This window comes from Virgibacillus proomii (genome assembly GCF_900162615.1).
Taxonomy (GTDB): domain Bacteria; phylum Bacillota; class Bacilli; order Bacillales; family Amphibacillaceae; genus Virgibacillus; species Virgibacillus proomii.
Genome location: NZ_FUFN01000008.1, coordinates 255,673 through 280,934 on the forward strand (window position 1 = coordinate 255,673; position 25,262 = coordinate 280,934).

Sequence of the window (25,262 nt, forward strand, 5' to 3'; positions counted from 1 at the left end):
TTATTTTAATGAAACACCAACTTCCGATTGGATCGTTTGTTTTTTAGCCTCCTTCATGCCTTTTTCAACATTAACAAATTTTAATAAAATAATACCTCCAATAAAGAATATCAATAAAGAAACAATACCATTGCGGCTGGAGCCAGTGAGCTGACCAACAACGGCAAATAGAAATGGACCAAAAATCGCTGCAAACTTTGAAGAAATACCATAGAATCCAAAAAACTCAGCATGCTTGTTTTCCGGAACCATACGACCGTAAATGGAACGGCTTAAAGACTGAGCACCACCTTGAACAATTCCAACACAGATTGCTAATAAGTAAAAATGTATAGCTGAAGTCATGAAATAACCTAATAGCACAATTCCTGTATAAACATATAATGACAACGTTAGAGCCTTCTTTGCACTAATTTTGTTTGCCAACCAGCCAAAGAAAAAAGTACAAGGTATTCCAACAAATTGTGTAATTAACAAAGCTACAATTAAACTATTCCCACCAATGCCAATGTCACGTCCATAAATAGTGGCCATTTTTATAATCGTGGAAACCCCATCATTATATAACCAAAAAGCTAATAAAAAAATTAATAATTGCTTATACTGCTTTAAATCTCTAAAGGTTGAGACAACCCTTGAAAAACCGATTGAAATATAGGTTCTATCTCTTTTGATAGCCTGTTTTTTGTCCTCCTGAATATTGCGAAAAAGCGGAATTGAAAATACGAACCACCAAATTCCAACGCTAACAAAGGAAACTTGACTCGCTATAGTTGCATTCGGTATACCAAACCAATCGTACTTTAAAATCATCAAGATATTAATAGCAAGCAATATACCTCCGCCAATATATCCCCAAGCAAAACCCGCAGAGGAGACTTTATCTATATCCTGTTCATTGGCAATTTCCGGTAAAAACGCATCATAAAAAATATTCCCCCCGGAAAATCCCACTGTACCGATAATTAATAATAAAGAAGCAAATATGTAATCTCCTTCTCCGACGAACCCAAGCAAAACACTAGCAATCATACCCATATAAGCAAAAAAACGCAGAAACTTCTTTTTAGCCGCTGTATAATCACTAATCGCTCCTAATATCGGTGCAAGAACTGCTACAATGAGCACGGCGATTGATTGAGAATACCCCCAGTAACTTGCTGCAAGATTTTCTTTAACACTAACGGCAGCAACATCATAGTAAAAAACAGGCAAGACAGCGGCCATAACCGTGGTAGCAAAAGTAGAATTCCCAAAATCATAAAGCACCCAGCTAAGTGTCACTTTCTTTTTCATTGTCCTCCATCCTCCTTTTAATTAGAATAACAAACCCTTCCTCCCTTCGTACGTTTTTTACAGAAATTTAATATACATATATTTTTAGAATAACAAAGAATATAAGTGAAAGACTATGAAGTAGTGTTTTTAAAGCACATGTTTAAAACGAGGAGAAATAAACTAGATGAGGAAAGATCAATAACGTCCTTGAAAAATCGCAATGTATCGTTGTTGAACAAACTAATTTAGCATTTAAATGCGATTTAAGAGCCGCTAACGTGATATTACAGTACTTTATACGATTTAAAATTCTACTGGACCTTCTTAGCTTTAGTGCTAAATTTTATTCATGTTAACGTATGTAGAAATCAGAAGTGTTAGCTTTCTAGCCCGAACCTCCTCTTAAAACCAAAAAAGCGCCTTACCGAACTGGCAAGGCAGCTGTGCTTCATGTATTATTCCCAAATAAATTGCCTATAAGCGTTACTCCACTTTAAAAATTTATCTCTATCTCCTGTATCAATAGCTTTGTTAATACGATCTTGTATAAACGCTTTATTATAATTAAAGCAAACTTCATCTAAAAGCAGACGGCTATAAAACCTTAACTCAAATGCTATTTCCCGTTTTGCATTTATCTTTTTTCCATTATACCGGTAATAACGATAAATAATTTTCTGCTTTTTCATGGAACATCCTCCTTGTTCCTTTTTATTATTATCCTAAATTTTTAGAAATATTTCAATAGGTAAACGCGAAAATTTTTCTTTTTCCTATTTTTCCCTTAAGAAACTTACTTCAAATAGGTCAATACATATTACTTCATGCTTTTATGTTGCTCTAGACTCACCACATAATGCTTTGGTAGACTTTTATAGTATAGCAATATTACTGAACGTTCTAAATGGAGGTCCGTACATATGAATTATTCGGATAACTTAAAAAAGGGAGAGAAAGGCGCTTGGATTAGTATCCTTGCCTATATTTTCCTAGCAATTAGTAAATTAATTGTAGCTGCTATCGGGAATTCAGATGCTTTACGAGCAGATGGACTCAATAATACTACCGATGTTATTGCATCCATTGCGGTATTAGTAGGATTAAAAATCTCTCGCAAGCCACCTGATGAGGACCACCATTATGGACATTTCCGCGCAGAAACCATTGCTTCACTCTTTGCCGCATTTGTAATGATGTTGGTTGGTATCCAGGTTATTACAGATACGGTTAAAACGGTGGTTGAAAAAAATTATACGCAGCCTAGTATGATAACGGCTTGGACTTCTTTAGCAGCAGCAGCAATCATGTTTTTCATTTATTTATATAACTTGCAACTATCGCGGAAAATTTCCAGTTCTTCTTTATATGCTGCTGCGCAAGATAATCGGTCTGATGCGCTGGTAAGTATTGGAGCTTTTATCGGCATTACTGGAGCACAATTCGGTTTGTTTTGGTTAGATCCTGTAGCTGGATTAGTTGTCGGTCTTATTATTTGTAAAACTGCTTGGGATATATTTAGCGACGCTTCCCATACATTAACAGATGGCTTCGATGAAAAACAAATTAAAAAAATTCGTGCAAGTGTAGAAAATGATCCAGATGTAAAGGAAGTACACGATATAAAAGGCCGTATTCACGGAAACCAGGCATTTATAGATATTACCATTCTGGTTGACCCCATTTTAAATGTAGAAGAAAGCCATGCTATTACGGAGCGAATTGAACGCTATTTATACAAAAAACATAATATTTCACATGTTCATATTCATATTGAGCCATACCAATCATAAAGCTTACGATGGTAACAGGAATATGCCAGATGACTGATATGAAAAATTACGAAGAAAATTCTTTTGGATAAGACTTTTTTGCAACGTAAACGTTTAGTTTCTCTTACTAAAAACAAAACACTGTTTCTCTATTGAAGTGAATATTAATTTTTACATGCACGTTATTAAATGAGACTGGGACATAACGAAAACAGCTGATTAAAAAACAAACCATAAATCGTTCTTATACTATAGGAAAGTATAAAATTTTAGGGTTTATCCCGCATGTAAGGTGCCCGATTCGTTTAAGGGCCTTTAGGTCATACCCCCTGAGGTACTAACATTCAGTAGGAGATGGAAGAAAACTCCTACTGAATGAAGTTTCACTTTATCGTATAAGAAAAACGACGGCTTTCGCTAAGGACTTGGCGATAAGCCAAGCTTTTCTAAACACAAACAAACCAAACAATTATAAATGAATTGTTCGGTTTGTGCTATTTCGTATTTGCTTATGTCCCAGCACCTTTATGCTAAGTTAAAATATATACAGTAGCAATTGCAGCAATTACAACAAGAATAACATTTATTCCCAGATAAGCTAACACGATGGCTACAATTCCACCAAGTAAACCTATATGAGGTTCATCAGACTTAACAGTTAAAATGCCTGGAAAAATTAACGCACCTAATGCTGCATAAGGTATTGCATTTAGCCAGTTATTTACCCAATCACGAAATTGTAATTTATCAACGATAAAAGCAGGAATCATTCTCGGGAGCATTGTAACAATGGCCATACCAACAATAATAAATAGAATCATGTTCTACTCCTCCTTTAAAAGAAATATTCCACTCATTCCTCCAATAATTGTCCCAAGCACAATTGCCCAGCCAGTACTCATACCAAGCTGAACACATATCGTATTAATGAGCATAGCTAAGATTGCGATAAGCGCTATTTTCTTATTTTGCTTGACAGTTGGTAGCAGCAATCCAATAAACATAGCATATAATGCAATTCCCATACTTTGACTTAATCTTTCGGGAATAACCTCACCAACAACCCCGCCAATAAACGAACCAAAGATCCATGATAAATAAGCGGTAATAATAATAGTTGCGTAAAACCATGTTCCTTTATCTAACTTTGCTTCTTTTGGATTCAAAGCGGTGACAGCAAAGGTTTCATCCGTTAACCCCATAGACAACGGTAGTCTCCATTTCAAAGATACGCCCCGTAACCGATTCATAAAGGAGAGACTCATAACAAAATGTCGAAAATTTAAGACAAATGTAGCAATGATAATTTCAGCAGCTCCTGCATTTACTGCTATCATATTAGCACCCATAAACTGACTTGCACCTGCAAACACGAACATACTCATTAACGTTAGCTCTGTTATTGACATTCCTGCTTGCCTGGCTAATACACCGTAAGCTATAGCGATAGGAAGATAGCCAACCATAATTGGCAATCCTTTAGAAATTCCTTTTTGTATCATTGCCAATGGGGTAGAAGCATTCTCAGCTTTATTTTGAACTGCTCTTATATTCAACTATTCTCCTCCTCCATTGTCATAATTCCTGTTATTATAACGTATATTTACAAAATTAAAAAGATTTATGTGCAAGAAATTTTATATTGACAAAATGAAAATTGCCCGTTATATTCAATATTAATCAAAAAAATATGGCTGACCTTGAATGCATAGTAAACATTTCTCCAAGCAGCAAAAAGAGACAGAGTGAGCGCTGAAAACTCTGGCAGGAAAATGTTGAAATACACATTCATGAATAAAGGTTGTACACAAATGAGCGGTTGGTTATTTCCAGCAAGCAGGGTGGTAACGCGGAGTAAAGCTTCGTCCCTTCATCGGGATGAAGCTTTTTTATTGTCTAGAAACAATATCCGTTTTTGCATGGATATCTTTTTTGAAGGTAGCTTCGTCAGTTTACGCACTAGAAAGACTAGTAAACTTCGCTCTTCCTTCTATGATAAGTTCACTGAGTCGAAGAAAAGAAACATTTCGACAGCTACACATCGCGGTTTTTCAAGGACGCACAAGTTTTAGCTTTTGTTCCACTTTAAGGAGAAAAGCACTCCTTGAATGTATCCCGAATGTAAGGCGTAGGTCTCCTCCTTTCAAGATGGTAGAGAATAGGGAGAAGTCAAAGCATGAGAAAACGGCACCTAAATACCCGATTCGTTTATCTAACATTTCTTGGGAAAAGCATTCCAAGAAATGAAGTTTCACTTATCTTGTCAGAGGTTCTTATTTGTCCGTTGCTAATCAAGCGCTTCTAGCTTTTGTTCTTCATTTTAGAAAGGAATATTTTTACGTAGAAATGCATCAGCAGGAGTAAATTACACCTAAAAGGTCGTAGCACGTAGCTAAGATTTTCTTAGCGTATTTTTAGACAAATCCATGGCATCGAAAATTTTAAATCACTAAAAATAAATCTGGCAGCCTTTCTTTACTTGCCATGATACAAAAACAAATAACATCTCTTGTTAGACTTTTCAAAGGAGGAATAATTATGTTTCCAATTCAGCCAAAACATCATCCATCTTTACTTGGAGCGATTAGCTTTTTTATTGTAATCATTAGTCTAATCAGTTTTTTTATTATTAAAGTAGGAACCACCCCGCATATTCCGATTATCCTTGGCATTTTTTTATTAATCGGTTATGGACTGTTCAAAAATATTTCTTTTTATGATTTGCAGAATGGTTTAGTTGAAGGCGCAAGAACAGGAATGGGGGCAGTGTTTTTATTCTTTTTAATTGGTATTCTTATTAGCAGCTGGATGATGAGCGGAACAATTCCTGCACTTATTAACCTTGGATTTACATTTATTGGAGCTAATTGGTTTTATGCAGTTGTCTTTTCAATTACCGCAATTATTGGTGTTTCTATGGGAAGTTCATTAACAACGACGGCTACGATTGGGGTTGCATTTATCGGCATGAGTGATGCACTTGATGCTTCTTTGGCGATCACAGCTGGTGCCATTGTCTCTGGCGCTTTCTTTGGAGATAAAATGTCGCCTCTTTCTGATACAACAAATCTTGCTTCTACTGTTGTAGGCGTTGATTTATTTGATCATATTAAACATATTAGTTTTACTACTATACCAGCCTTTATTATTTCATTTATTCTGTTTGCAGTATTATCACCAAGTACATCCTCGACCATTGGAAGTGGAGATGCATATCAAGAAGCGCTAGCGGCAACTAATTTAATCAGTTGGACATCATGGATACCGCTTTTATTATTAATAATTTGTACTTTTTTCCGTGTTCCAGCATTTATCTCTATTTCCATCAGCAGCTTAGCTGCAACGATTATGGCTGTTTTTACGAGTGGATTACCTTGGAATGATATTTGGGAAATTTGGTTTAATGGCTATACAGCATCTACTAATTTTGAACCGGTTAATGAATTGCTTACTAAAGGCGGTATTAATAGCATGTTATTTACAATTTCGCTAGTTATATTGGCTCTAGGTTTTGGTGGATTATTGTTTGTAACGGGAATTATTCCAACCATTCTTACCGCATTACAAAAACGGTTAAAAAGAATTCGCTCTATTGTTATCTCAACAGCTGCAACAGCTATTGGTGTCAATATTTTAATTGGAGAACAGTATCTTTCCATCATGCTAACAGGTGAAACATTTAAGGGAATTTATACAAATGTGAAGTTGCCAAAAAAAGTTCTAGCACGCACTTTAGAAGATGCAGGGACAGTGATCAACCCTCTCGTACCATGGAGTGTTTGTGGTGTATTTATCGCTGATGTGCTTGGCGTACCTGTGCTGACTTATTTGCCATTTGCTTTTTTCTGTTTGCTTAGTCCAATAATTACAATGATTTTCAGTGGAAAAACTTTTGAAACTAAGCTGAAAAAAACTAAATAAATTTCTTCAACAAAAAGCCAAAGGGTTCGATTAACGACGTATAAACGGCAGAGCTTCTGATGGCTAAAGTGAAACTTATTTCTTGGAATGCTTTTCCCAAGAAATGTTAGATAAACGAATCGGGATTTAGGACCCGTTTTTCTCATCATGTTCGCAACATCATTAGCACATTATTGGAATGAGAAAAATACGGATCCTTATATCCGGGATAAAGTGAAACTTCATTCCGTAAAACGCTTTTTACACGGAATATTAGTTGAACCAATCGGGCATTTAGGTGCCGTTTCCCTTACTTCTACTTCTCCTGTATTCACTTCCATCTTGAAAGGAGAGACTTACGTATCATTTTCTAGATAGGAAAAAAAGCTATAGATTAGCTGGAACTCCGACGAGAAGGCTGTTGCTACCACGAGAAATGTGAAGTGACTCAAAAGGTTAGCCGCTGAAGTGGATCTAGTGGATAAATTTAATACAAAAATTATCCGTGATGCTAACTTCACGGATAATTTTCGCTTATAAACTATTCATTTATCTATCTTGATCTGTGAGTATTAGCGGTTCATCTTTCGTAATAACAATTGTATGTTCATATTGAGCAGAACGACCTTGATCAATTGTTCTCGCTGTCCAATTATTGCTATCCATTTGACTATGCCAGCTACCTTCATTAATCATTGGCTCAATCGTAATAACCATTCCTTCTTTTAACCGCAATCCCTTATTTGGCAAGCCAAAATGCGGAATATGTGGATCTTCATGTATCGTTGGGCCAATTCCATGTCCAGTAAAATCCCGCACGACAGAAAATCCTTCACCTTCTGCATATTTCTGAATAGCATGACCAATGTCACCAATTCGATTTCCTGCTCGTGCTTGTTCTACTCCTTTATCTAATGCTGTTTTCGTAACTTCCATTAATTTACGACCCTTTTCATCCACATTACCAACGCCATATGTCCAAGCCGAGTCTGCAAGACCGCCATCTAAATTAACCACCATATCAATCGTTACAATATCACCATCTTTTAACTTTTCATGACGTGGAAAACCGTGACAAATTTCATCGTTTATCGAGGCACAGATTGCATAAGGATACCCATTATATCCTTTTTGTTCTGGAGTAGCACCATGTTTTTTTAGAAAGTCTTCAGTGAATTCGTCAATTTCCATCGTCGTAATTCCCGGTTTTATTATTTTAGCGATTTCTTTATGACAGCTAACCAAAATATCAGCTGCTGCCTGCATTTTAGCGATTTCTCGTTTACTTTTTCTTGTTATCATTCAAATCTTCCTCTCTTTCTGTTTCCTTCTTCACATTAATATGTTTCTTGAAGATCAGCTAACAAAATCTTATTAATTAGCCGTAGCAAAAAATCAAGCAGCATTTATATATATTTTAAGAACCACTAAACCTGTATCCAATCATCCAAAATAAAGTGTACCATAGTTTTCATTAAATCCAAAAACAATTAGATAAAGCGGTTAAGTACTCCATCTGTTGTCCCAAACGAATTATGCATCTAGTTGCTGTTATTCTCCATTTAAACTTCTTCTTATTCTCTGTAATTCATGAAGAAAAGTCTTACGGTACCTTAGATACAAGATAAAGGAAACATGCCCAGGACAGAGGGATGCCGAGTGGGAACCCGCTTTTAGTCGGTCTTCTATAGAATAGAGCCGATGTTGACTTATCCTAGGAAGAAGATCGAAGGTTACTACTCGCTCTACGAAAAAGCTAGTTGAAGCTACTTTCAAAAATTCACCATGAAAAAACGGATATTATTTCCTAGACCAGCTGCCATTACTATTAGTTTCAACTTAAGTTTGAAAACGTCGTAACAATCTTCCACTAAAACTTCATTTCTATTCAATTGAAAATGCAGAGGAGATCCTCTGCATCACATTTAATAGCAACATCTATGGCCGTCAGTATAAGCAGTACCAATAATAATTAACAAAATAAACAATACTACCAATAGCGCAAATCCGCCGCCATAGGAATAGCCGCCTCCGCCTCCGCTCATTCTTGTTCCCCCCTCTTTCTCTGACTAATTTATTCTATGCCAAACATCTAATAATGGGAGGGTTAACTAGTAATATGGGCAGCATTTTTTTTCATCTATTTTTCAATGACTATTTATTCAACTTTCCTGCGGTAATAAATAATCTTTTGCTTCGTATATTTTTCCGTTTACAATGTTTTTAGAAAGCAAAATCTGTACTACTAATTTCCCAATTTTTTCTGTATCTCGCAGCTGATTATTTTCCTTATAAGCCCTGAATTTGCCAACCGAAGTAAAAGAAGTCTTGGAGCTAGAGCGAATTTCCTCTTGCATCGCTGTATCCATCACACCAGGGCTAAAAGCGATAACTTTATGATTTGTTCCTAAATGTTCCTGTTCAAGTGCAATTGTTTTCGTATACATATTAATACTCGCTTTTGAGCTACAATATGCACTCCATCCATAAGTTGGCTTTTCTGCAGCACCTGAGGTAACCGTCAGGCTGACTACAGGAATGTCTATATTATTTGCTTGTTTCAAGAATAAATTTGTTAAAACCATTGGTGCTACTGCATTTACTTGGAAGTGATAAGCTAAAGCCTGAGGTGAAATATTCATTCCTTGTTCTATCGGCTCAATTACTGCAGCATTATTAATTAGATATAATTCACTAGCTTCTTTCCTTATTATTTGCTTAAAAGCTAATTGTACAAGTGTCTCCAGTTCTTCTATTTTGCCTAAATCACAGTTTATTTCTTGAAAAGTTACATTGTTCTCACTGGCGATCTGTTTTAATATCGGTGACTGTTTTCGGGAAATACCAACTACATGCACATGATTAGTCATCAAAAGTTTCGCTACAGCTTCACCAAGACCTCTTGATGTGCCGGTAATAATTGCGTATTTCATAACTAACACCTCATTTAATTCTCATTATTTTATATCGTTACTTCGCATTGCACCAAAGAAATATGAAGCATCTGTTAGCTCATTATTCAATCGAAAACTCTGTTATTTATTCCATCTCTTTCCAATAATATACTAACGTCTCCATTCCTTTATCAAAGCTGTCCAGCGGAAAGCTTTCGTTTGGAGAATGTAAGCGATCTTCTGGTGTACCAAATCCTAATAACACAATGGGGATATGATAAATAGACTGAATCCACTCCACTACCGGAATAGACCCACCCATCCGTACATAAACTGTTTCCTTGCCAAATGCTTTTGTATAAGCTTTCGCTGCTTTTTTAATCAATGGATGATCGGGTTCTACTTTATATGCTTTAGCAGATAATTTTTCCATTTTTACAGTTACCGTAACTCCTGATGGCGTCACCTTGTTAATGTGATTTTCTATTAATTGTTGAATTTTTTCAGGGTCTTGGCCGGGAACTAACCGACAAGTAATTTTAGCTGTAGCAGTAGAAGGGATAATGGTTTTCGTACCTTCCCCTTGATATCCGCCATAAATACCATTTATTTCAAAAGTCGGGCGACCCATTGTATGCTCTACAGCAGTATAACCTTTTTCTGAAGCTGTTGTTTTCACCCCACATACCTTAGCAAAATCCTCGCTTGGCACTTTTGCCATCATCTTTCGTTCCTCTTCAGTTAGTGGCTCGACATCATCATAAAACCCTTCAACAGTAACCACCTCATCATCATTTTTCATGGAAGCTAAAATATGGGTTAATGCCATGATCGGGTTACGAATTGCGCCACCATACATTCCAGAATGCAAATCGTGATCCGGACCAGTTACTGTGATCTCTAAACCGGTAAAACCTTTTAGGCCATATAAAATGGTTGGCTGATTTTTTGCTACCATTCCTGAATCTGAAATCACACAAAAGTCAGCAGAAAATTGTTCTTTCTTTGCATGAAGTATTTCATACAAATTCTCACTGCCAATTTCCTCTTCTCCTTCAATACAAACCTTCACATTTAGAGGTAATTTACCTTCTGTTCTCATAAATGCTTCAAATACAGCAAGATGCATAAATACTTGACCTTTATCATCACTCGCACCTCGAGCATATATTCTCCCTTCCCTAATTTCCGGCTTAAAAGGATCACTTTTCCATTGTTCAATCGGATCTGTCGGCTGAACATCATAATGCCCATAGAACAGTACTGTTGGAGCTTCCGGACCCGCCCCATTATATTCTGCATAAACGAGAGAATGATTATTTGTTGCTTGTTTTTCAGCTAAATCAAAACCAATCTCGTTTAAATATGTAACAATAAAATCTGCTGCCCGCTCCATATCTTTTTTATAGTCACTATCTGTACTTACGCTAGGAATAGCTAAAAAGCTTGAAAGTCTATCCAGCAAGTCATCTCGATTTGCTTGTAAATAATCCAATACACGGTCACTCATCACTTAACCTCCTTGATTCTTTGTATATTTATTTTAGCATATAAAGTGAAACTTCCATAAGTGGGGAGTTCTTTCATCCTCCACCCACGGTTAATTGACCAATCGGACATTTGACTTGCAGTTATCCCCCACCTAGACTTCTTCGATCCCTCTTACTCCCGGTGAGGGCTTACTGCCAGTTAGATGTGGGATAAAAATAGGTTACCTAAAGCTTCCTACATTATACGTTGGATGTGTGCATAAGACGAAACTTCCATGTTATTGTTTACCACGCAGATTTTACCGCTGCTTATGAAATAAACCTTTGACGAAGCCAAGAAAGTACGAAAATGAGTTAGGAGTATTAAAAATGAATCAAACCAGAACAAAAGCTACTATCTGGAGAACTTCTGACGGGATAAAGTAAACCTTCATTTCGTGGAACCCAAGGAATATTAGTACCACAATGGTGTCCTAAAGGCCTTTAAACCAATCAGAAATTTAGGGGCCGTTTTTTTCACTATGTTTGTTTGCAAAACATAAGCTTTTAGAATTGAGAAAAGTACGTCTCCTTACATGCAGGATAAAGAAAACATGCCTCTAAAACAGGGGATACCGACGCCTTAGTGGCAAGCCCGCTGTTTTAGAGGCCTTCCTTTAGATTCGAACTGATGTTGACTTACCGTTGGAAAAAGCGAATTTTGCTAAGACCGAGTACTTAAGCGAGACGACAATACATTTAAAAAAGATTGAAACGTTTGCAGCTCCTAAAACCCAAAAAACAGGTGGAAAAAGTACCCATTCTCCACCTGTATATGGTCTTTCTTTAATTGTTATTAATTACTGCAACCCATTTGCTAAATCCTCTAGCAAATCCTCTTTATCTTCAATTCCAACTGAAATACGAACTAACCCATCAGTAATACCTAGTTCCTGGCGTCGTACTCGTGGAATGGAGGCATGAGTCATTTTTGCAGGGACGGAGATTAAACTTTCCACTGCTCCTAAGCTTTCTGCAAGCGTAAAATATTTTACCCGTTCTAGTAAAGAAGCAGCAGCCGAAGCAGTTCCTAAATCAAACGATATCATTCCGCCAAAGCCTGCTGTTTGCTGTTTAGCAATTTCATAACCAGGATGTGTAGGTAAACCAGGATAGAACACCTTTTTTACGTGAGGATGGTCTTTTAAAAATGAAACGAGATAGGCTGCATTCATTTCAATTGCTTCCATGCGCAAAGCCAATGTCTTTATCCCACGAAGTAATAACCAAGAATCCTGAGGTCCTAATATGGCTCCAACCGAATTTTGAATAAAATGGAGCCGTTCAGCGAGTTCATTCGAATTTACCACAACTAAACCAGCCACTACATCACTATGTCCGCCGAGATATTTAGTAGCGCTATGAACAACGATATCTGCTCCAAGAGCTAACGGCAATTGATAGTATGGGGTAGCAAACGTATTATCCACAATGAACAATATATGATGCTGTTCGGCTATTTCCTTCATTTTTGCTATATCCGTAATCTTTAATAAAGGGTTTGTTGGAGTTTCAATAAAAAGTGCCTTCGTATTTTCCTTAATAGCACCTTCCACCAACTCAGGATCACTCGTATCAACAAAGGAATACGCTAGACCAAATTGCTTTAATACCTTTGTCATTAACCGATAGGACCCTCCGTATACGTCATCAGTAAATACTACATGATCTCCTGCCTTTAACAGCATCATAACGGAAGAAATAGCTGCCATTCCTGAACCAAATGCAAATCCTGCAATGCCTTCTTCTAACTCCGCTATTACTTTTTCTAATGCATTACGGGTCGGGTTTCCTGTTCGAGAATACTCAAAGCCGCTATGTTTTCCTGCCTCTGCTTGCTCATACGTACTCACTTGATAAATCGGTACAGAAACCGCTCCAGTCTCTTTATCACCTGTAATTCCCCCATGAATCATTTTGGTTTTTCTTCGCATCACTGTTCTCCCTTTCTGAGCTAAGATATGCCTTCTCAGCATCTACTTGTTGAATAAATCCCCTTACTTAAATAGCGATCACTGCCATCAGGAAAAATAGTAACAATATTTGTACCTGAAGTTGCTTTCTGTGCTACTTCTAAAGCCGCGTACATTGCTGCACCTGATGAGCTGCCTACGAGAAGTCCTTCTTTTTCTGCCAATGCCTTCACCATTTCAAATGCATTATCGTCGGGTACTGTAAATACTTGGTCAATCAGTGATCGATCCATAAACGGTGGAAAAAACTCCATTCCTATTCCTTCTGTTCGATGCGCTCCCGGGTCTCCTCCACCAATAATTGATCCTGCTGGTTCAACAATAACCCCATATACATGAGGATTCTTTTCTTTAAAATAATTCATAACCCCCATATACGTTCCTGCTGAACCTGCCCCAGCTACGAATACATCTACCTTTCCATCCAAATCTGTCCAGATTTCAGGAGCTAATGTATCGTAGTAAGTTGTTGGGTTAGCTCGATTATTAAACTGTTGTGGAGAAAAACTATTTGGTATTTCTTGCAATAATTGTTCTGTTCTACGTACTGCACCTTGTATTCCTTCTTCTTTAGGAGTAGAGACAATCGTTGCACCTAACGCTTTCATAAGAAATTGTTTTTCCTCACTAAAATGCTCCGGTACACATAACACAAGTGTTATATCATTATTTAATGCAGCAAGGGCCAATCCAATTCCTGTATTTCCCGCTGTTGGTTCAATGATAGTTGCTCCAGGTTGTAATTTTCCTTTTTTTATTGCATCCTCTATCAAACTTATACCTAACCTATCTTTCACACTTCCACCAGGGTTTAAAAATTCTAACTTTGCGTATAGACGAACATCTTTGGGCAAGGAGAATTGTGTTATTTGCAGAAGCGGCGTATTACCAATTATCTCTTTAATTGATGTGTAGACGGTCATCAATCTATCCTGCCTTTAAAAAACATGCTGCCACTCATTTCTATATTTTAACATTTCATGAGCAATTTTTTTTGCACCTTCTAGACTGTGATTAGCAGCCCAACCGCATTGAACTTCATTACACGCCGGTACTTCATCAGCAGCAATAACATCATTCAACGTTTTCTCAAGGGCATGCAGTACTTCTTCATAATTGTCGTGATTGATAATAGATAGATAAAAACCGGTTTGGCATCCCATCGGACTAATATCGAGTACATTATCCAAGTGATTACGAATATTCTCTGCCATTAAGTGTTCAATGGAATGAAGTGCATCCATTGGCATATGGTCTTGATTCGGCTGTTTAAAACGAATATCATATTTATAAACTTTATCACCGTTTTCCCCTTCACTAACACCTGTTAAACGAACATATGGTGCTTTTACTTTTGTATGATCAAGATTAAAGCTTTCTACATTCATCTTCTTCTCCATCAGAATCGCTCCTTTTGCTTGATAATCGATAAGAATGAATGATACATCTTTGTAACAAAAAAATTATTCTGATTTTTTTTCAGCTACAAGTAACCAGACAAAATCATTCATTTGATGCATCTCTATTGTAAAATTATTCCTTTTAAACAGCTGTTTTAAAAATGTTATTGTTGGATAATATTCTCGTTCCAAATCTTCTGCCAGTGTTGTATACCCTTGCTTTTTTGCCCTTGCTACTTCATTTAACCTCTCCTTTTCTGAACGAAACATCGTATCTGCAAAAACAATTGTGCCATTGTCCGATAATGTCTTTGAAAATTTCTTCACAGCTGTTTCTTTCTCCTCGTTTGTTAGATGGTGAAATGCATAGGTGCTAACTATTGTTTGAATAGGTATGGAAAATACTGGATACCTTAAAAAATCCCCATCATAAAGCGATACCTTTGGCAACTTTTTTCTAAATTTTTCCCTCATCGCTTTTGAAGGTTCAATTCCAATATATTCATAACCTGCTGCAATTATTTTTTTTGCTAAATTACCTGTACCAGGACCAAATTCCAATACAGGACCTTTTGTATGGTGAACAACCGCTTCTAAAATCTCTTCATACTTAGCAAACACCCTAGAGTATTCTGGATCTAATCCAGATACCGTATCATCATAATTTTCTGCCCAATCATCAAATATCGTTAAAAACTCTCTCCCCATAGTTTCAGCCCACCCTTTAAAATATAATCCAAAGTAAATCACTAAGGATAATAAGGATTATATGCATAAGTATACAATATGTTCTGACTTTTTAAAAGGAAAAAAACGAGTAAATCTTTATTAAAAAAGATTTACTCGTTCAAGAATTAGCGATTTTGTGGAAACAATCTTTCAATCATATTTCCAAATTGATCAAAAAATCCCTCAACTGGTTCGCCTTTTTCCACATCTTCTGCATAGTTTTGCGTTAAATTAAGAAAGTCTGGGTTCGTTGAGACATATACATTATCGATATCGTTGTCAACCGATTGAACAACCTCTTTAATTCTAGATTTCACTTCATCCGTCAATTCATCGCCCTTATCGACATTGTTGGTATTATTCGCTGTATTGTTTCCGGTATTTTTATTTTCTACGTTTGCATCATTGGTATCCAACTGTGCAGCAACATAGGCATTATCATCTAAAGTAAGAACATAGGCCTGATCAATTTCATCAACTTCTCTTGTAATTCTCTCTGCAGCTTCTTCCGATACATCATAACGATTATTATCATTATCATTTTCCTGATCTCGTTCAGCATCTCTTCTCATCTCATAATCACGGTTGCCATTCATAGCCCCGCCTGTATTGTTATACCTTGTTTGCTCTACGTTATCGTTTTTAGCATCCTGATTATTATTATCATTATTATTATCATCTGCATTCATACAACCTGTTAATACCAAGCTAAGAACAGCTATGAAAGAAAATAATTTGACCTTCATGTATGTTATACCTCCTTTGTTTTGACCTTAGTATGAAGCAAACAAAAGAGATTATACGTAGTTATAACACCTTTTTATGGTAAATACACCATTTTTCTTTCAGACAATATATATATTATACGGGGACACTATAACTAACCCTTACAGTTTAAGGAGGGGTAAACATGGATATTCCTGATTATGATAAAGCACTTTACTATACACTTTGGGGACATTGGGACGATTTACTTGTTCTAATGGTACGAACAAACGATGATATTCTTTCCAAAAGAATTCAGCAGTTTCTTCACGCATTCCACTATTCTCTGGATGAACGGAAAATTTTAGAGTCACACGACAATCTGCTTTATTATTTGGATCATGCAATGAAATATGATCCTCCAGTTACCATGAAAATATAAGAAGATGTTGTCAAAGTTGACAACATCTTCTTTATTTTATTGAGTATATAAAACACTTTTAACTCTCTAAATAAATGTAATATTGTTGACAAGGCTTTCAGAAAATATATTAATATTAAGAATACGAATACGTCACCATTTTAGAAAAACTTGGCTTGTCGCCAAGTCTTTAGCGAAAGCTGTAGTTTTTCTTATACTATAAAGCCTAAAGTTTTTATACTTTCCTATAGTATTAAAAATGAATACTGACTTCTCCTCGAAAATCATGGAATGAATGATTTTTATAAACTATAAAAAGATTGAATAATTGCTTTATCCTTTTCATCCAACTTTGATTCTTCAGCAGGTATCGTCGTTTCCTCCAACAATGTCGTTGCCATTAATTCATTCATCGACATCTCAGATGCTTCCGCTTTTTCTCTTATTTCTTTTGGAACATAAAACATCGCTATCTCCCATTCGGATTGTTGAACCGGTAAATCTTTCATCATATTATCAACTATCCTATTATCAGCATTTTCCAGTAAACTAACCCCTACAAGCATTTGTCTTTTGTTATTAATCAATCCTGTCTCCTCTGTTTTATCTATAAACATCTGGACAACTTCTTTTAACTGCTTATTTTTATATTCACTAAGCTCTGCAACAACCAGCTCAGCTTCATCATTAATCGTTCGAATAGATTGAACAGAAAAATCCTCATTTACTCCAAATTCAATGCTGGGATTGATATCGATGCCCACATAAGCGAAAGTCTTATGTTTTTCCACTGCAAAATAAAAGGGGAAGACAAACAATAAAATAATACTAATAAATATAAAAAAACGCAAAAAAATACGATCGCTCCCCCAAAATGCTAACATGGAACGCTTATAGATGGGAAATGGCTTAAAGGCAACTTCCGATCCAACTTTTCCCCCTTCTATCGGAATTGCTTTGTAAAAGGCGCCATCTCTTGTGAGCACTATCATATAATTGCGATGCTGTTCCATGATAATCCCTCTTTTCACTACTTCACCACCTTTAAATAGTCTTTTAAATATAAGTAATCTCCGGAGAGCACAATAAAAACAGCTAAAATATATTTTCTATTTCGCTCTAATGTTTTTTTACTAACATCGACCTTTTTAACCAGTTCCTTTATTGGCAGCTTCCGTTTTTTTAACACATATGCCCTTAATTTTTCATCATCAAAAAGGATTTTTGCAGTGCGAATAGCTGATTCACGGGCATCTCGATGTTTAGGCGACACTTCAGGCAATTCAGCTAAGCTTAATTTATATTTTTTCAGTTTCTCCTTATAATCTAGAATTTCTTCTCTTCGATACCATGCATCTTGTTCTAATTGATATTGCCGCTTTACTGCAACTATTTCCGTCGGGTTCTCCATCAGTTCTGCATCATACGTTTCATCAAGAGATATAGCAGCAGGACGCTTTTGCATATATCGAATATAATCGATAATTTTACGCTTAATTACTAATTTGGCAAACGCTAAAAACGAACTCCCCCTTTCTCGATTATACGACAAAACAGCCTCATTAAAAGCGGAAAGCGCTATGCTAAACTCATCATCTTTTTTAGGATCAATATATCGTTTACATACCTCTGATGCACATTTAGCAATAAAAGGCTGATACGTTTTCAATAAATAGTTTTGTACGGTTTGATCACCTTCCTGAACTAATTGAACCAGCTCTTCTAGGGGTAAATCATTTACGGATTTATGTACCATCAATGTAGGGCCCCCCTAGTTATTATATTTTTCGTTTCATTATTTATATTTTTGGGCGTATAGACATGATCTTTTATTAGCTTTTTACTTCTTTTCATTAATTTTATATACATCACGATGTGTTCACCATCTTTTTATTTTTATTATCTTTTACAGTGCTGTAATGGCAGTTAAATAAGGTCCACTCAAAAAGGTGGAATTCTTTAAGGAATGAAAATTAAATTTTTTCATTTTACTTCGTATCATAACTAGAAATGTCATTTCGACATTTTATTCCTGTTTATTAAACAGTTCTACTTAATATGACAAGTTATTATATCTTAACGTATGAAACGATTTGTGGCTATCACAAAACAGTTACATTTTGTTTAAATAAACGTAACTACCTGCTATCTATTATGTAACAAAAGCGACTGGATGTCTTTAGATAAAATTTACCTATGACCTTTTACTTATTACATATTTATTTATAGTAAAGTCTAAACAAATTCCGTATCTACAATTTTTAAAAATTTATCATAATAACGTTTCAAATCGATTCATTATTAACCAATACGACTATAGAACTTTAACCATTAGCTCCATTCATAATACATAAACCGTAAAAGTTTCTGATTTATAAAATGAAACTTCAGTCAGTGGGATTTTTCCTTCATCCCCCACTGATAAGAAGAGGAACAAAAGCTAAATTTCAGGCATCCTTGAAAATAAAAAACATAACATTCAATCGCTTGTTGAAGCTTCTCTGTCCCTATCGATTCGATCCGAACAAATCAGGCATTTAAGCTTCGTTATTTTCCACGTAATCTTCTACGTATTATCACATGAGATTCTTGCAGAACTCTAGATACGAGATTAGAAAAACTTGGCTTGTACGAAAGCTATCGTTTTTCTTATAGATAAAGCCCCAAAGTTTTATACTTTTCTATAGTGTAAAAAAGAGGCTTTTAGATTATACCAAGTCTACATATGATATATTTAATAAAAGAAAACAAATTTTCCTTTTTTTAATCAAACATCTTAAAATAGGGCAACGCTCATTGGGGTTTTCCATTAATTTATCACTAATGATTAAGTTGGACCATTCAGGCCTTTAATGGAAGTTGAACTTATTTACTCCCTTCCAAATTAAGACTGTTCAGATGATAAGGAGAGAGTGTAATGAAAGAAATTACTCAACACAGAAAGAAAATTACGGAACGAAAAATTCGTTATGATGGGAGCATTGAGGAACATTGTTGTATTCAACTGAAAAGGAAGGATAACACGATCGTCGTTTTTCATGAAATACGTCAATCGTTTACTATCACTGGAAATCAGAATCAAATAACGATCCCTAAAGGAAGTTATACAACCGCCTATTACTGGAGAAATAAGCCATTCAACTTGTATTTTTGGAGAGACGTGAAAGGAAATTTTTTAGGGGCATATTTTAATATCGTCCGAAACACGATGATTAAAAATAACCTCGTTTCATTTGAAGATTTAATTATTGATGTCTTCGTTCTTCCAAGTGGGGAGTATGTTGTATTAGATGAAGACGAGTTGCCTTCAGAGCTGCCACAATTTGAGAATGGATTTGTTCAACGTTCCCTAAATAATTTAGTAGTTTCAAAAAACCTTTTGCTAGAGCAGGTCATTGCTGAAACAGATACGATATTCAGCCATAATGCTCATTATTACAGATGGCAAAGTAGCTTATCTACATTCCTTACAGAATAGTTGAGGCATGTATTGCGATACGTTATAAGGAACAAGCTGAACTGTTATCGATAAAAGCCCTTACTTCCTGCGCTTTCGATTATCTAGTAGCATATGTTCTTTGATACAAGAGCTGCCATGAAGTGATTAAAAAAGACTTCTGGCAGCTTTTTAGTAGTAATTATATGTTTACCTCATTCAAGTTAGTTGATGCTTATTTTTTATACTTATAATAGTAGTCAATTGGATAAAATAGACCTACTTTTCCATACTCCTCATGATCCAATGTCGCAAAGATAATCCCAATCACTTCACCTGCTTCATTAAACACCGGACTGCCACTGTTGCCTCGATATACTGGGGCTTGGATCATCACGACAGCTTCTTTCCATGATTCTAATGTTGTATAATCGATTATTTTTCCTTGATTAGCTATCCCATTAAATTGCAAAGGGTTTCCAATAAAGCGAATAGGCTCATTTTTCTCAATTACTGCCCTTTCTGCTAAATCCAGAAATGGTACCTTTTCTGCATCATCAATTTCTATTATTGCTAAGTCTACAGAAGGATAGGTTTCTGTTACCTTAGCCTGGAACAAACCGTCTTCTGGGAATGCTATGATTACTGTCTGTTCCCCCTCTACCACGTGATGATTCGTCAGGATTTTCCCATCTGCTGTTATGGAGAAGCCCGTTCCTTTCGAATCATCCGTTTCAATCGTAACAACAGCTTCTTTATAGGCTTGAATATCTTCTTGCAGCGAAAGTTTAGCCGAAGTAACTAAAAAGTCAATGGCAGGGAGTGAAAAGGTTCTAGGAATAATCGCAATTACATTTAAAAAAAGAGCGACGGCTATTAGCCAAAACGCCCATTTTGGAAAAGGGCGTTTTGGCTTGTGATGTTGCTTTGCTTCTCTTTCTCTAGCGAATGCTTTTTCCCGTTCTTTCTGTACTAATTCATAAAGTTCTTCATCATCGATTTCCTCATATAAATCCTCATCAATAATATCGTGCTGATTCTCCTTTTTGTCCATAAGCCACCTCAGATTCATACCAAATTAAACAGCAGACTTGCTGTGACTATTTTGCTGCATTTGATACATTTGATAATAATAGCCTTTTTCCTGCATCAGTTCTACATGAGTTCCTCTTTCTTTTATCGTACCATGATCAAGCACAAAAATGATATCAGCTTGCTGTATTGTGGATAACCGGTGCGCGATTACTAACGTGGTCCTTCCTTTTTTAAGTACCTCCAATGCATGTTGAATAATTGTTTCTGTTTCTGTATCGATATTGGCAGTAGCTTCATCTAATATAAGAATTGCAGGATCGAAAGCTAGTGCCCGAGCAAAGGAAATCAGCTGTCTTTCTCCTAAGGAAAATCTCGTTCCCCCTTCACCCACTTTTTCTTCATACTTATCTGGAAGCCTTTCAATAAAATAATCTGCACCTACAGCCTTTAAGGCCTGTTTTGCCACTTCTGGCGAAATCCTCGGGTCATTCATCGTTACATTTGATAATAGGCTTCCTGAAAACAGAAATGGATCTTGCAGCACAATTCCCATATGACTCCTCACCTGTTGACGTGACCACTCTCGTATAGGATAACCATCAATGATAATCTCGCCTTTTTGTGGATCATAAAAGCGAAATAACAGATTCATAATCGAGCTTTTTCCAGAACCTGTATGTCCTACAAAAGCCGCTGTTTCCCCGGGCTTTACTTCAAAGGACAGATTTTTCAGCACATACTCCCTTTCATTATATGCAAAAGAAACACGGTCAAATTGGATGTGACCTTGATAACGTTTGATCGGTTGAGTTACAAGATCTTCCCCATCCCGATCTAATAGTGCAAATACACGATTTCCAGCGACACGTGCCTGTTCTATTAATGGCAGCTGATTCACAATATCTGTAACAGGCTCAAATAATCTTGTTAGATAATCAACAAACGCATAAAGTAAACCAATCGATATGGCACTGGAAGGTTCCAATGAAAATGAGCCAAAATACCAAATAAATCCTACAAATGCAATGTTTCGAAATACGGTAACTAAATTATAGGAGGTTAAGGCACTTAACTTTACTAATTTACGTTGATAAATGAAATGTCTTTCATTTAGAACTTCAAAACCTTCTTTTGTCTTCCGTTCACGCCGGAATGCCTGAATGATTGGCATTCCTTGAATCGCTTCGTTGATATTGCCATTAATTTCGCTGATGGTTGAACGAATTACTGTATTATACTTTGTGCCGTAATGCTTATAGAGCTTCATCCACCCATAAATTAAAGGAATAAGCAATAAGCACCATGCTGCTAACTTAGCATCTAAAATAAACAGCGCTACGAAAATGCCTCCCATGTAAATAACACTTGTTACAATAATCGATAATACGCGCTCGTATAAATCACGAATAGCCTCCGTATCATTGGTAATTCTCGAAACAATTTTTCCTGCTGGTTGATCGATAAAATAAGTAATTGGCACTCGATGAATATGATCAAATAAATCATTACGCATTTTTTTAACAATCCTATTCGACGCCTTTTGTAATAAAAAGGTTTGATAAAATTGGAAAAATCCAGCAATAATAAGTAAGCACATATAAAGTCCCAACAAGTATAAAATCGGTCGTTGCTCTGGTTTAAAAAATGGGTAAATCTCCGCTAATGATAACTTTTCACCTTTGACTTGAAGCTGATCTTGACCAGCAGAAATAATAATCATATCCTTTTCAACGGATCTTTTTCCTTCGAGTGGCATTTCTTCATTGATAAAATAATAGTCTGTATCAATTGCTAAAATAGTTGCAACCTCACCGGTAGTTTGGTCTGTTTCCTCAACTCGATTTGCCCGTTTATAGTTCTTTCCTTGATAAACTACTGTATATGAATCATCCTTTTCTTCAACTTGTTGCCATGCTCCTTCAATCCCAAGGATATGATCATCAATTACTTTTTTTGCAATTAGTGGTCCCGCCAATTCAAGTGTCACAGCAATAAGTAAGCAAATTAAGCCAATGATAATACCTTTTTTAAATTGTAATGCATACAAAAACAATCGCTTTTCTGTTGACATTACTGAGACACCTCCTCATTTTCAAGTTGTTGCTGTACGTATTGGGTATAATACCACCCTTGATTAGCAATCAATTGTTCATGGGTACCCGTTTCTACAATTTTTCCATCTTCTAAGACAATGATTTGATCGGCATGTGTAATAGCTGACAAACGATGTGCTGCAATGAGTGTCGTCTTATTTTTTCTCTCTTTACGCAAATGCTCCATAATTTTTGCTTCCGTCTTACCATCAACTGCTGATAAAGAATCATCAAGTATTAGAATCTCCGGATCCTTAATAAAAGCTCGAGCTAATGCCACTCGTTGCTTTTGTCCGCCGGACAACGTAACTCCGCTTTCACCGACTTGAGTATCTAAACCGTTAGGGAGTTGTTTTATATCATCTAAGAAATGTGCCTGTTCTAATACACGGAAGATTTCTTCATCTGTTGCATCTTCTCTACCAAATTGAATATTTTCACGTATCGTTTTAGAAAATAGTATTTGATCTTGAGGAACATAGCCGATCCATGAGCGGATTGTTTCTAATGAGAGAGCACCGATATTCGTTCCTGATATGGTTATTTCTCCTTTAATACCAGGATATTGTCGTAATAACAATTTAAACAATGTTGTTTTTCCGGCTCCTGTTTTCCCCACTATTCCGAGTGTCTGCCCTTTGTTTACGATAAATGAAATAGACGAGAGCTGATCGGTTTTTGTATAGGGATACGAAAATGAGACATCAGAAAATTTAATGTTATCTACTAATTCTGCTTGCAATGGGTTAGGAGGATCTACTACATCCGCCTTATAATTTAACATGTGGTTTACCCTATCTAACGAAGCATTTCCTCGTTGGAGAATATTTATTAATTCCCCAACTGCAAACATAGGCCAGATCAGCATTCCTAAATAAACATTAAAGGTAACCAAATCTCCGAGTGTAATGATATTTTCAAACACTAAAAACGAACCGTAGCCAAGCCCGATGGTGTATGATAATCCAACTAAAACCTGCATCGTGGGTTCAAATAATGCATCGATTTTAGCTACCTCAATATTTTTCTTATACACATCTGTAGTCATTTCTTGAAATTGTTTTGTATTTTGGTTTTCTTGAACAAACGCTCGAATTACTCGAACTCCTCGAACCGATTCCAATACTTCATTATTCATTTCACCAAAAGCATGTTGCGCTTTGGAAAATCGTTCATGTATCACTGCACCATATTTATTCATGGCGACTGCCATAATCGGTAGTGGAATTAAAGCAGCAGCCGTTAACTGCCAACTAATTGTAAAACCCATCATTGCAATAATCATTAGCATAAAAATGCTTGAATCAACAAGCGTTAGAACACCGAAACCAGCCGTTAAACTAATTGCCTTCAAATCATTTGTACTGCGTGCCATTAAATCTCCCGTCCGAAATTTACTAAAAAAGGTAGGAGTCATGGTCAGAAAATGCTGCATCAATTTACTTCGCATCCACTTTTCTAAAATGACAGCACCACTAAACAATGTGTAGTCCCATAAAAAGGAAATACCATAATGGATAATTATTATTAGCATATATCCAACAATAATTGCAGTTAGCAATTTCATCGTTAATGTTTCAAATTGAATATGATCAATCGTATATCCGGCTAGTTTAGGAGGGATTAAACCGATCGCACTAGCTGTAATTAAAGCTATGATTGCTAGGGTATACCGTTTCCAATAATGTTGAAAGAACCATTTTAATTTAACAAATACTTGAAACAAACTAACACCTTCTTCTCTTTTATTCTCGTTCACTAAACCAGTTTCATGATAATCATAAAAAATCGGCTAACATTCTCTATAAAGTGAAACTTCATTCAGTAGGAGTTTTCTTCCATCTCCTACTGAATGTTAGCTTGAACGAATCGGGCATTTAGGTGCCGTTTTCTTCCACTTAGACCCTTTTGTATCAACTCAAGGCTCTTGAATTGGGGGTCTTACGGCACCTTACATGCGGGATAAATTACAAAAAAACACGTATTCGCCCATGACGAATACGTGTTTAGGGAAAAAGACAAAAAAATACACTTGAAAAGTCACAGACAGATGTGACCCTAGTGTACGAACATGATAAGTCTACGTTTAAAAAGATCCAG

The 25,262-nt window shown here is 36.1% G+C and carries 23 protein-coding genes; 5 read left to right on the plus strand and 18 right to left on the minus strand.

Annotated elements, in window-relative coordinates; translation table 11 throughout:
* Positions 1–1,296: an MFS transporter gene (locus BN1066_RS02145; RefSeq protein ID WP_077317879.1), complete on the minus strand. Its 1,296-nt coding sequence runs from the start codon at positions 1,294–1,296 to the stop codon at positions 1–3.
* A gap of 437 nt (positions 1,297–1,733) precedes the next feature.
* Positions 1,734–1,967, minus strand: coding sequence for an IDEAL domain-containing protein (locus BN1066_RS02150; RefSeq protein WP_077317880.1), 234 nt, complete (start codon positions 1,965–1,967; stop codon positions 1,734–1,736).
* 231 nt (positions 1,968–2,198) lie between these two features.
* Here BN1066_RS02150 and BN1066_RS02155 point away from each other — a divergent pair, with 231 nt between their 5' ends.
* The gene (locus tag BN1066_RS02155) at positions 2,199–3,068 is read left to right on the plus strand and encodes a cation diffusion facilitator family transporter (protein WP_077317881.1); all 870 of its coding nucleotides are present in this window, start codon (positions 2,199–2,201) and stop codon (positions 3,066–3,068) included.
* 509 nt (positions 3,069–3,577) lie between these two features.
* Here BN1066_RS02155 and BN1066_RS02160 read toward each other — a convergent pair.
* Together BN1066_RS02160 and BN1066_RS02165 are read right to left on the minus strand one after the other, a co-directional pair.
* Entirely contained in the window at positions 3,578–3,868 is a 291-nt protein-coding gene (locus BN1066_RS02160; protein WP_077317882.1) for an AzlD domain-containing protein, read from the minus strand.
* Positions 3,869–3,871: 3 nt separating this feature from the next.
* Positions 3,872–4,549, minus strand: a complete 678-nt coding sequence (locus BN1066_RS02165) for an AzlC family ABC transporter permease (RefSeq protein WP_077317974.1) — start codon at positions 4,547–4,549, stop codon at positions 3,872–3,874.
* A 1,036-nt stretch (positions 4,550–5,585) separates the two neighbouring features.
* On the opposite strand from BN1066_RS02165, the gene nhaC reads away from it, so the two are divergent.
* Both nhaC and BN1066_RS19715 read left to right on the plus strand, forming a co-directional pair.
* Complete coding sequence (gene nhaC, locus BN1066_RS02170; RefSeq protein ID WP_077317883.1) at positions 5,586–6,968, plus strand: Na+/H+ antiporter NhaC; 1,383 nt, start codon at positions 5,586–5,588, stop codon at positions 6,966–6,968.
* A gap of 147 nt (positions 6,969–7,115) precedes the next feature.
* Entirely contained in the window at positions 7,116–7,325 is a 210-nt protein-coding gene (locus BN1066_RS19715; protein WP_143695716.1) for a hypothetical protein, read from the plus strand.
* 171 nt (positions 7,326–7,496) lie between these two features.
* On the opposite strand, the gene map is transcribed toward BN1066_RS19715, so the two are convergent.
* The 9 genes from map to BN1066_RS02215 form a co-directional block, all read right to left on the minus strand.
* Positions 7,497–8,249, minus strand: a complete 753-nt coding sequence (gene map, locus BN1066_RS02175) for a type I methionyl aminopeptidase (RefSeq protein WP_077317884.1) — start codon at positions 8,247–8,249, stop codon at positions 7,497–7,499.
* A gap of 623 nt (positions 8,250–8,872) precedes the next feature.
* On the minus strand, positions 8,873–8,992 hold the full coding sequence (locus BN1066_RS02180) for a YjcZ family sporulation protein (RefSeq protein WP_077317885.1): 120 nt from the start codon (positions 8,990–8,992) through the stop codon (positions 8,873–8,875).
* A 117-nt stretch (positions 8,993–9,109) separates the two neighbouring features.
* Positions 9,110–9,880 (minus strand): (S)-benzoin forming benzil reductase, encoded by a 771-nt coding sequence (locus BN1066_RS02185; RefSeq protein WP_077317886.1) that lies wholly within the window; start codon positions 9,878–9,880, stop codon positions 9,110–9,112.
* 106 nt (positions 9,881–9,986) lie between these two features.
* Positions 9,987–11,351 carry a dipeptidase gene (locus BN1066_RS02190; protein WP_077317887.1) on the minus strand — a complete coding sequence of 455 codons (1,365 nt, stop codon included), beginning with the start codon at positions 11,349–11,351 and terminating at the stop codon, positions 9,987–9,989.
* Between the two features lie 819 nt (positions 11,352–12,170).
* A complete protein-coding gene (locus tag BN1066_RS02195) occupies positions 12,171–13,304 on the minus strand; it encodes a bifunctional cystathionine gamma-lyase/homocysteine desulfhydrase (RefSeq protein ID WP_077317888.1) in 1,134 nt (377 codons plus the stop codon).
* A 35-nt stretch (positions 13,305–13,339) separates the two neighbouring features.
* Positions 13,340–14,266, minus strand: coding sequence for a PLP-dependent cysteine synthase family protein (locus tag BN1066_RS02200; protein ID WP_077317889.1), 927 nt, complete (start codon positions 14,264–14,266; stop codon positions 13,340–13,342).
* A 15-nt stretch (positions 14,267–14,281) separates the two neighbouring features.
* On the minus strand, positions 14,282–14,743 hold the full coding sequence (locus tag BN1066_RS02205) for an S-ribosylhomocysteine lyase (protein WP_077317890.1): 462 nt from the start codon (positions 14,741–14,743) through the stop codon (positions 14,282–14,284).
* A gap of 63 nt (positions 14,744–14,806) precedes the next feature.
* A complete protein-coding gene (locus BN1066_RS02210) occupies positions 14,807–15,451 on the minus strand; it encodes a class I SAM-dependent DNA methyltransferase (RefSeq protein WP_077317891.1) in 645 nt (214 codons plus the stop codon).
* Between the two features lie 146 nt (positions 15,452–15,597).
* Positions 15,598–16,218 (minus strand): YhcN/YlaJ family sporulation lipoprotein, encoded by a 621-nt coding sequence (locus tag BN1066_RS02215; RefSeq protein WP_077317892.1) that lies wholly within the window; start codon positions 16,216–16,218, stop codon positions 15,598–15,600.
* 164 nt (positions 16,219–16,382) lie between these two features.
* On the opposite strand from BN1066_RS02215, the gene BN1066_RS02220 reads away from it, so the two are divergent.
* Positions 16,383–16,619, plus strand: a complete 237-nt coding sequence (locus tag BN1066_RS02220; protein WP_077317893.1) for a YhdB family protein — start codon at positions 16,383–16,385, stop codon at positions 16,617–16,619.
* Between the two features lie 281 nt (positions 16,620–16,900).
* On the opposite strand, the gene BN1066_RS02225 is transcribed toward BN1066_RS02220, so the two are convergent.
* Complete coding sequence (locus tag BN1066_RS02225) at positions 16,901–17,629, minus strand: anti-sigma factor domain-containing protein (protein WP_077317894.1); 729 nt, start codon at positions 17,627–17,629, stop codon at positions 16,901–16,903.
* Positions 17,629–18,354, minus strand: a complete 726-nt coding sequence (gene sigI, locus BN1066_RS02230) for an RNA polymerase sigma-I factor (RefSeq protein ID WP_077317895.1) — start codon at positions 18,352–18,354, stop codon at positions 17,629–17,631. Before sigI ends, BN1066_RS02225 begins: the two co-directional genes overlap by 1 nt.
* Positions 18,355–19,515: 1,161 nt before the next feature.
* Between sigI and BN1066_RS02235 the strand changes: the two genes are divergently transcribed.
* Positions 19,516–20,076: a ribonuclease FAU-1 family protein gene (locus BN1066_RS02235; protein ID WP_077317896.1), complete on the plus strand. Its 561-nt coding sequence runs from the start codon at positions 19,516–19,518 to the stop codon at positions 20,074–20,076.
* A 193-nt stretch (positions 20,077–20,269) separates the two neighbouring features.
* On the opposite strand, the gene BN1066_RS02240 is transcribed toward BN1066_RS02235, so the two are convergent.
* From BN1066_RS02240 to BN1066_RS02250, 3 genes are read right to left on the minus strand one after another with little or no spacing between them, the layout of a single operon-like run.
* Positions 20,270–21,088 carry a S1 family peptidase gene (locus BN1066_RS02240; RefSeq protein ID WP_077317897.1) on the minus strand — a complete coding sequence of 273 codons (819 nt, stop codon included), beginning with the start codon at positions 21,086–21,088 and terminating at the stop codon, positions 20,270–20,272.
* A gap of 24 nt (positions 21,089–21,112) precedes the next feature.
* Positions 21,113–23,140, minus strand: coding sequence for an ABC transporter ATP-binding protein (locus BN1066_RS02245; protein ID WP_077317898.1), 2,028 nt, complete (start codon positions 23,138–23,140; stop codon positions 21,113–21,115).
* A complete protein-coding gene (locus BN1066_RS02250) occupies positions 23,140–24,888 on the minus strand; it encodes an ABC transporter ATP-binding protein (protein WP_077317899.1) in 1,749 nt (582 codons plus the stop codon). Before BN1066_RS02250 ends, BN1066_RS02245 begins: the two co-directional genes overlap by 1 nt.
* Positions 24,889–25,262: the final 374 nt, after the last annotated feature.

What these genes read in the sequence shown, in the direction of transcription:
- BN1066_RS02235 (WP_077317896.1), top strand. Translation starts at nt 19,516, where the DNA reads ATGAAAGAAATTACTCAACACAGAAAGAAAATTACGGAACGAAAAATT.
- BN1066_RS02210 (WP_077317891.1), bottom strand. Translation starts at nt 15,451, where the DNA reads ATGGGGAGAGAGTTTTTAACGATATTTGATGATTGGGCAGAAAATTAT.
- BN1066_RS02190 (WP_077317887.1), bottom strand. Translation starts at nt 11,351, where the DNA reads ATGAGTGACCGTGTATTGGATTATTTACAAGCAAATCGAGATGACTTG.
- map (WP_077317884.1), bottom strand. Translation starts at nt 8,249, where the DNA reads ATGATAACAAGAAAAAGTAAACGAGAAATCGCTAAAATGCAGGCAGCA.
- BN1066_RS02240 (WP_077317897.1), bottom strand. Translation starts at nt 21,088, where the DNA reads ATGGACAAAAAGGAGAATCAGCACGATATTATTGATGAGGATTTATAT.
- BN1066_RS02185 (WP_077317886.1), bottom strand. Translation starts at nt 9,880, where the DNA reads ATGAAATACGCAATTATTACCGGCACATCAAGAGGTCTTGGTGAAGCT.
- BN1066_RS02220 (WP_077317893.1), top strand. Translation starts at nt 16,383, where the DNA reads ATGGATATTCCTGATTATGATAAAGCACTTTACTATACACTTTGGGGA.
- BN1066_RS02245 (WP_077317898.1), bottom strand. Translation starts at nt 23,140, where the DNA reads ATGTCAACAGAAAAGCGATTGTTTTTGTATGCATTACAATTTAAAAAA.
- BN1066_RS02195 (WP_077317888.1), bottom strand. Translation starts at nt 13,304, where the DNA reads ATGCGAAGAAAAACCAAAATGATTCATGGGGGAATTACAGGTGATAAA.
- sigI (WP_077317895.1), bottom strand. Translation starts at nt 18,354, where the DNA reads ATGGTACATAAATCCGTAAATGATTTACCCCTAGAAGAGCTGGTTCAA.
- BN1066_RS02205 (WP_077317890.1), bottom strand. Translation starts at nt 14,743, where the DNA reads ATGGAGAAGAAGATGAATGTAGAAAGCTTTAATCTTGATCATACAAAA.
- nhaC (WP_077317883.1), top strand. Translation starts at nt 5,586, where the DNA reads ATGTTTCCAATTCAGCCAAAACATCATCCATCTTTACTTGGAGCGATT.
- BN1066_RS02200 (WP_077317889.1), bottom strand. Translation starts at nt 14,266, where the DNA reads ATGACCGTCTACACATCAATTAAAGAGATAATTGGTAATACGCCGCTT.
- BN1066_RS02150 (WP_077317880.1), bottom strand. Translation starts at nt 1,967, where the DNA reads ATGAAAAAGCAGAAAATTATTTATCGTTATTACCGGTATAATGGAAAA.
- BN1066_RS02215 (WP_077317892.1), bottom strand. Translation starts at nt 16,218, where the DNA reads ATGAAGGTCAAATTATTTTCTTTCATAGCTGTTCTTAGCTTGGTATTA.
- BN1066_RS02180 (WP_077317885.1), bottom strand. Translation starts at nt 8,992, where the DNA reads ATGAGCGGAGGCGGAGGCGGCTATTCCTATGGCGGCGGATTTGCGCTA.
- BN1066_RS02145 (WP_077317879.1), bottom strand. Translation starts at nt 1,296, where the DNA reads ATGAAAAAGAAAGTGACACTTAGCTGGGTGCTTTATGATTTTGGGAAT.
- BN1066_RS19715 (WP_143695716.1), top strand. Translation starts at nt 7,116, where the DNA reads ATGTTCGCAACATCATTAGCACATTATTGGAATGAGAAAAATACGGAT.
- BN1066_RS02160 (WP_077317882.1), bottom strand. Translation starts at nt 3,868, where the DNA reads ATGATTCTATTTATTATTGTTGGTATGGCCATTGTTACAATGCTCCCG.
- BN1066_RS02165 (WP_077317974.1), bottom strand. Translation starts at nt 4,549, where the DNA reads ATGATACAAAAAGGAATTTCTAAAGGATTGCCAATTATGGTTGGCTAT.
- BN1066_RS02155 (WP_077317881.1), top strand. Translation starts at nt 2,199, where the DNA reads ATGAATTATTCGGATAACTTAAAAAAGGGAGAGAAAGGCGCTTGGATT.